This is a genomic window from Thermobifida cellulosilytica TB100 (assembly GCF_001517975.1).
GTDB lineage: Bacteria > Actinomycetota > Actinomycetes > Streptosporangiales > Streptosporangiaceae > Thermobifida > Thermobifida cellulosilytica.
In genome coordinates this window covers 905408-911553 of record NZ_KQ950180.1, presented here as the reverse complement: position 1 = coordinate 911553, position 6146 = coordinate 905408, and the positions used below count along the sequence as shown (strand labels likewise).

The following is a 6146-nucleotide window of genomic DNA, read 5'->3' as shown; positions in this document are numbered from 1 at the left end:
CGAACCGGTCGTCTCCGAAGCGGGAGGCTGGGCGGGTGTGCCGCCGAAGGGGTCGCCGTGGACTCCCGGCACTTCGGGGCCCGGGGCGGCGGGGGCCGTGCCGTAGGGCGGCGGCGGGATGTCCGCCGGGAAACCGCCCGTGTCCGAAGAGTTCCAGACGGCGGTGGCGTCGGAGGCGTTGTCCCGCGCCTCCCAGGCCGGGGAGCCGCCGGTGTCCCCGGGAGCCGGGGCACTCGGGAAGGCGGTCGTCGCGGCGGCGTCGTAGACCGAGGTGGCCGCGGCGTCGGCGCCGTAGCCGTCGCCGGGCGCGCCGCCCTCGTCGGCGCGGTCGCCGTACCCGGGACCGTCCTCGTACCCGCCGCGGTCCCCGTAGCCGGGACCGTCGTAGCCGTCGTGGTAGCCGCGGCCGTCGTCGTAGTCGAGGTCGTCCTCCGGATAGGCCGGGACCTGCGCGGCGGCACGCCGGTCGGCCTTCTCCGCGGCCGAGGCCGCGAAGTGGGTCCACCATGCGCCCGCACACACCAGCACGCTGACCCCGGTCAGCACCCACGCCGTGGGGGAGCCGCCCGACATGGTGTTGACCAGGAGCGAGCCCAGGGTGAGCGCGGTGGCCAGCACGGGCAGGGCCAGGCGCAGCAGCGGGCCGAGGGAGCGTCGGGCGCCGCCGGGGCGCTGGCGCTGCGACGAGGGCCGTGCGGGTCGCGAGGACCGCGAGGAGGTTCGACGTTTCATGATGGTTCGCACTCTAGGGGATCGAGGGGACGCCGGGGAGGGAAAGCACCCCGCTACTCCGCCCGGTCGACGATACGGGGCGGGACGAAGGCACGCACCGGCGGCGGGGTGCCGTCGAACCGTTCGACCTGCACCAGCGCCAACTGGCCGGTGCAGCCCTGGGCCAGCCGCGACGTGCCCACATCAGCGGTCACCGCGTTCGGGTTGCCGTGCACGCACGTCGCCTCCGGCGAGGACGGATCGAACCAGGCGCCCGTGGACAACTGCACCACCCCCGGGCGGACCCCGTCGTCCAGCACCGCGCCCGCCAGACACGAGCCCCGGTCGTTGTACAGCCGCACCACGTCGCCGTTGGCGATGCCGCGCGCGGCCGCGTCGTCCGGGTGCAGCCGCACCGGAGCCCGGTCGGCGACCTTGCCCGCGCGGCTGTAGGCGCCCATGTCCTGCTGGCTGTGCAACCGCTCCCGGGGCTGGTTGGCGACCAGCGTCAGCGGCCACCGCCGCGCCAGCTCCGTGCCCGGCCGCTCGGGTGGGTCCAGCCACACCGGATGCCCCGGGCAGTCGGGATACCTGAAGCCCGCGACCGTCTCCGAGTACAGCTCGATCCGCCCGCTCGGCGTGCCCAGCGGATGCGCCAGGGGGTCGGCGCGGAACTCACCGAACAGCGTGGTGTCCGCCACCCGGTTCGGAAGGTCCACCCCGCCGGCGGCCCAGAAGCCGTCGAAGTCCGCAAGCCCGGAGTCCGGGCCCTGCCGCTGCCGCCACTCCTCGTACAGGTGCCGCAGCCACTGCCGGGCGTCACGTCCCTCCGTGAACTCCTCGGCCACCCCCAGCCGCTCCGCGAGGCCGGTGAAGACAGCGTACTCGTCGCGGGCCGCGCCGTGCGGCGGGACCGCCCGCCGCATCACCCGCAGCCGCAGGTCCCCGTTGCTCGCCGCGAAGTCCTCCCGCTCCAGCGTGGTCGTCACCGGGAACACCACGTCGGCGTGGCGGGCCGTGGCCGTCCAGTGCGTCTCGTTGACCACCACCGTGTCGGGACGGGCGAACGCCCGCCGCAGCCGCGCCAGGTCCTGGTGGTGGTGGAACGGGTTGCCGCCCGCCCAGTACACCAGGCGCACGTCCGGGTAGCGCAGCCGCCGCCCGTCGAAGTCGAACGGCTCCCCCGGGTGCAGCAGCATGTCCGCCACCCGCGCCACCGGGATCAGCGAGTCCACCGGGTTGCGGCCCTGCGGCAGCCGGGGCAGCCCGCCCGGGGTGGACCCGCCCCCGTAGTTGCCCATCGACCCGTAGCCGGTGGCGAACCCGCCGCCGGGCAGCCCGATCTGCCCCAGGCACGCCGCCAACGCCAGGCCCGCCCACAGCGGCTGCTCCCCGTACCGGGCCCGCTGCACCGACCAGCCCACGTTGACCAGGGTGCGGCCGCGCGCCATCCGCCGCGCCAGCGCCCGCAGCTCCGCGGCGGCCACCCCGCTGAGCGCCGCCGCCCACTCCGGGGTCTTCGGCACGCCGTCGCCCTCGCCCAGCACGTAGCCGCGCAGCCGCGGCCAGCCCACGGTGTAGCGGTCCAGGAACGCGGTGTCGGCCAGGCCCTCGACGACCAGCACGTGGATCAGCGCCAGCAGGATCGCGGTGTCCGTGCCCGGCGCCGCCGACACCCACCGGGCGCCCAGCTCGGCCGCGGTGTCGTCGCGCAGCGGACTCACCGACACGAACTCGGTGCCCCGGCGCGCCGCCTCCCGCATGCCGCCCTCGGCGGTGTGCGCGGCCCGCCCGCCCGACGACACCCACGTGTTGGACACGCGCAGCCCGCCGAAACTCACCAGCAGGTCGGTGTGCTCGGCGATCGCCTCCCAGGTCGGCGGCCGGTACAGCAGGTCGTGGGCGCCCGCCGCGCCCACCACGTGCGGCAGCAGCACCTCCGCGGCCCCGTGGCTGTAGGTGGTCACCGACCGCGTGTAGCCGCCCACCGTGTTGAGGAAGCGGTGCAACTGGCTCTGCGCGTGGTGGAAGCGGCCCGCACTCGCCCAGCCGTAGGAGCCGCCGAAGATCGCCGCGTTGCCGTGCTCGCGCCGCACCCGGTCCACCTCGGCGGCCACCAGGTCCAGTGCGGTGTCCCAGTCCAGCGCCACGTACTCGTCGTCCGGGTCGCCGCGCCGCGGGTCGGGGCCGGGCCCCCGCTCCAGCCAGCGCCTGCGCACCGCGGGCCGGGCCACCCGCGTGGGGTGGTACTGGGCGTCCACGGTGTTCGCGATCACCGGCGAGGGCGCCGGATCGCCCGGATCGGGCCGCACCCCCACCACCCGGCCGTCGCGCACCAGCACCTCGAAGGCGCCCCAGTGCGCGCTCGTCGGGTACGCCGTCACACCCTCCGTGCCCTCCGCCATCGCCTCCGCGCCCTCCCTCCCGGTGCCTCCGCGCCAGCTTAGGGGCCCCGCGCCCGCTCCCGGGAGACAGGGTTTTGCCAGGATGAGAGGGCAACACCGTCGAACTTCGGCTGAGGAGTCACCCATGAATGCGGTCGCGTCGCGCTCGCGGCGGTCGGTGCTGGCGGTCCCGGCGTCCAACCCACGGTTCATCGAGAAGGCCCGCGGCCTGGACGTGGACGCCTTCTTCCTCGACCTCGAAGACGCGGTCGCACCCCTGGAGAAGGAGAAGGCCCGGCACAACGCGGTGGCCGCGCTCACCGAGGGCGGCTGGGACGGCAAGGTCCGCACGGTCCGCGTCAACGACGCCACCACCGCCTGGGCCTACCGCGACGTCATCACGGTCGTGGAGGGCGCCGGAGCCCACCTCGACTGCCTGGTGCTGCCCAAGGTCACCGACCCCGCACACGTGCACTGGCTGGACACCCTGCTCACCCAGGTCGAACGCGCCGTCGGCCTGGAGCAGGGGCGCATCGGCATCGAGGTGCAGATCGAGGACGCCCGCGGCCTGACCCGCATCAACGAGATCGCCGCCGCCTCCCCCCGCGTGGAGACCCTCGTCTACGGCCCCGCCGACTTCATGGCCAGCATCAACATGAAGACGCTCACGGTGGGGGAGCAGCCGCCCGGCTACGACGTCGGCGACGCCTACCACTACGTGCTGATGCGCATCCTCCTGGCCGCGCGCGCCCACGACCTCCAGGCCATCGACGGCCCCTACCTGAAGATCCGCGACGTCGACGGGTTCACCCGCGCCGCACGGCGCACCGCCGCCCTCGGCTTCGACGGCAAGTGGGTGCTGCACCCCGGCCAGGTGACCGCCGCCAACGAGGTCTACGCCCCCACCCAGGAGGACTACGACCACGCCGAACTGGTCCTCGACGCCTACGAGCACGCCACCACCGTGCAGCGCCGCGGCGCGGTGATGCTCGGCGACGAGATGCTCGACGAGGCCTCCCGCAAGATGGCGCTCGTCGTCGCGGCCAAGGGCCGCGCCGCCGGGATGAAGCGGACCCGCGAGTTCACCCCCGACCCGGAGTGAGCCGACGGGCGGCAGCCCGCTCAGCGCACCGGGCAGGGCGGGCGCATCCCGTCGAGGAGCAGCGTCAGCCCCATCCCCACCAGCCACACGTCCTTGGCCAGGGCGAGGCCCTGCGGGGTGGGGCGGATGCCGTCCTCCATGCGGGTGCCCGGCTCGGTGAAGTAGTGGCCCAGCAGCGAGACCCCGAACCCGGTGAGCGCCGCCCCCACCAGGGCACTGGGCACGAACGGCAGCAGCAGCGCCGCGCCCAGCCCGAGCTCGGCGTTGCTCAGCAGCTTCGCGAACCGCTCCGGCGGGACGTCCCGCACGGCCGGGAACACCCGGGAGGCCGCACCGTGCAGGTAGGCCGCGGTGTCCGGGTCGGCGCCCCGCTTGCCGAGGCCGGAGTTGAGGATGTACGCGCCCGCGGCCAGCCGGACGGGCAGGTGGGCGATACGGAAAGCCATGTGCTCCTCCACGGAACCCGACGTACCGGAAACGCGCCCCCACTACCCGTTTTCGCCGCGACCACCCGCCCCCGCCCCGGCTTCTCACCGCACTCCGCGGGTCCTCTTACCGGCCACTAACCCCCATGGGCGACGATGAGACCATGAGTTCTGCCCGTACCGTGCTCATCGCCGACGACGACCGCGCCATCCGCGAGTCCCTGGAACGGGCGCTGCAACTGGAGGGGTACCGGACCCGCACCGCAGCCGACGGCGTGGAGGCGCTCGCCGCGGTCCACGCCGACCCCGTCGACCTGCTCATCCTCGACGTGATGATGCCGGGCGTGGACGGCCTGGGCGTGTGCCAGGTGCTGCGCGCCGAGGGCGACCGCACCCCCATCCTCATGCTCACCGCGCGGGTGGAGACCCCCGACCGGGTGGCCGGGCTCGACGCCGGAGCCGACGACTACCTGCCCAAGCCCTTCGACCTCGACGAACTCCTCGCCCGCATGCGCGCCCTGCTGCGCCGGGCCGCACCCACCACCGGCGAGGGCGCCGCCGAACCGCTCATCCAGGTCGGCGACCTGCGCATCGACCCGGGGGCGCGGCGCGTCTGGCGCGCCGGACGCGAGGTGGAACTGTCCAAGACCGAGTTCGACCTGCTGGAGCTGCTGGCCCGCAACGCGGGGATCGTGCTCGACCACGCCACCATCTACGACCGGATCTGGGGCTACGACTTCGGCCCCGAGTCCAAGAACCTCGCCGTCTACATCAGCTACCTGCGGCGCAAACTGGAACCGCAGGGGACCACCCCGCTCATCCAGACGGTCCGCGGCGTCGGATACACCCTCCGGCCGAAATGAGCGCCGCCACCGCCCTGGGCGAGCGGGTGCGCGGCCTGCTGCGCGGGTTCGGCGCGACCAGCCTGGGCACCCGGTTCGCGGTGACGTTCGCGGCCGCCGCCGCCGTGCTCATCGTGCTCGTCGGGTCGCTCGCCTACAGCGCCGCCGCCAGCCTGGTCCGCGACAGCGCCCAGCAGGAGTTCAACTCCACCGTCTCCAGCGTCGCGCAGACGCTGCGCAACGCCCCGGCCGGGGACAGCCGCTTCAACGAGCTCACCCTCGTCCACTCGGACACCTTCTCGTTCCAGTTGATCGACGGCACGGGCGCCGTCATCGTCCCGCTGGGCGGCGGCCGCGTCTCGGGCACGCTCACGGTCACCGAGGCCGACCGCGCCGTCGCCGGACACTACGCCGGCGGGCTGGTGAACCTGCGGGACGACAAGGAGTCCCTCGGCGAGCCGCTGCGCGTGGCCACGGTCTCCTTCGGCCAAGGGCTGGGCGCGGTGCAGATCGTGCAGCGCCTCACCCCCACCGAGCGGCTGCTGGACACGCTGGCCGCGCAACTGGTGCTGGTCGGCGTGGTGGCGCTGGTCGGCGCGGGCGGGGCGGGCTGGCTGGGTGGCGCGCCGCATCCACCGGACGCCTGGTCAGCCTCACCGAGGCCGCCGAGTACGTCACCTCC

General features: G+C 74.4%; 4 protein-coding genes and 2 pseudogenes. 3 read left to right on the top strand and 3 right to left on the bottom strand.

Going from position 1 to position 6146, the window contains the following annotated elements; translation table 11 throughout:
- Both AC529_RS20765 and AC529_RS03925 read right to left on the bottom strand, forming a co-directional pair.
- Positions 1 to 732 (bottom strand): annotated as a pseudogene (locus tag AC529_RS20765) (hypothetical protein); the annotation flags it as partial.
- 53 nt (positions 733 to 785) lie between these two features.
- Positions 786 to 3116, bottom strand: coding sequence for a molybdopterin guanine dinucleotide-containing S/N-oxide reductase (locus tag AC529_RS03925; protein WP_068753540.1), 2331 nt, complete (start codon positions 3114 to 3116; stop codon positions 786 to 788).
- A 124-nt stretch (positions 3117 to 3240) separates the two neighbouring features.
- Here AC529_RS03925 and AC529_RS03920 point away from each other — a divergent pair, with 124 nt between their 5' ends.
- Positions 3241 to 4197: an HpcH/HpaI aldolase/citrate lyase family protein gene (locus AC529_RS03920; protein WP_068753538.1), complete on the top strand. Its 957-nt coding sequence runs from the start codon at positions 3241 to 3243 to the stop codon at positions 4195 to 4197.
- 20 nt (positions 4198 to 4217) lie between these two features.
- Here the strand turns inward: AC529_RS03920 and AC529_RS03915 are convergent, their stop codons facing one another.
- The gene (locus AC529_RS03915; RefSeq protein WP_068753536.1) at positions 4218 to 4643 is read right to left on the bottom strand and encodes a hypothetical protein; all 426 of its coding nucleotides are present in this window, start codon (positions 4641 to 4643) and stop codon (positions 4218 to 4220) included.
- 143 nt (positions 4644 to 4786) lie between these two features.
- Here AC529_RS03915 and AC529_RS03910 point away from each other — a divergent pair, with 143 nt between their 5' ends.
- Complete coding sequence (locus AC529_RS03910; protein ID WP_068753534.1) at positions 4787 to 5485, top strand: response regulator transcription factor; 699 nt, start codon at positions 4787 to 4789, stop codon at positions 5483 to 5485.
- Positions 5482 to 6146 (top strand): annotated as a pseudogene (locus AC529_RS20310) (hypothetical protein); the annotation flags it as partial. The gene AC529_RS03910 and the pseudogene AC529_RS20310, both read left to right, overlap by 4 nt.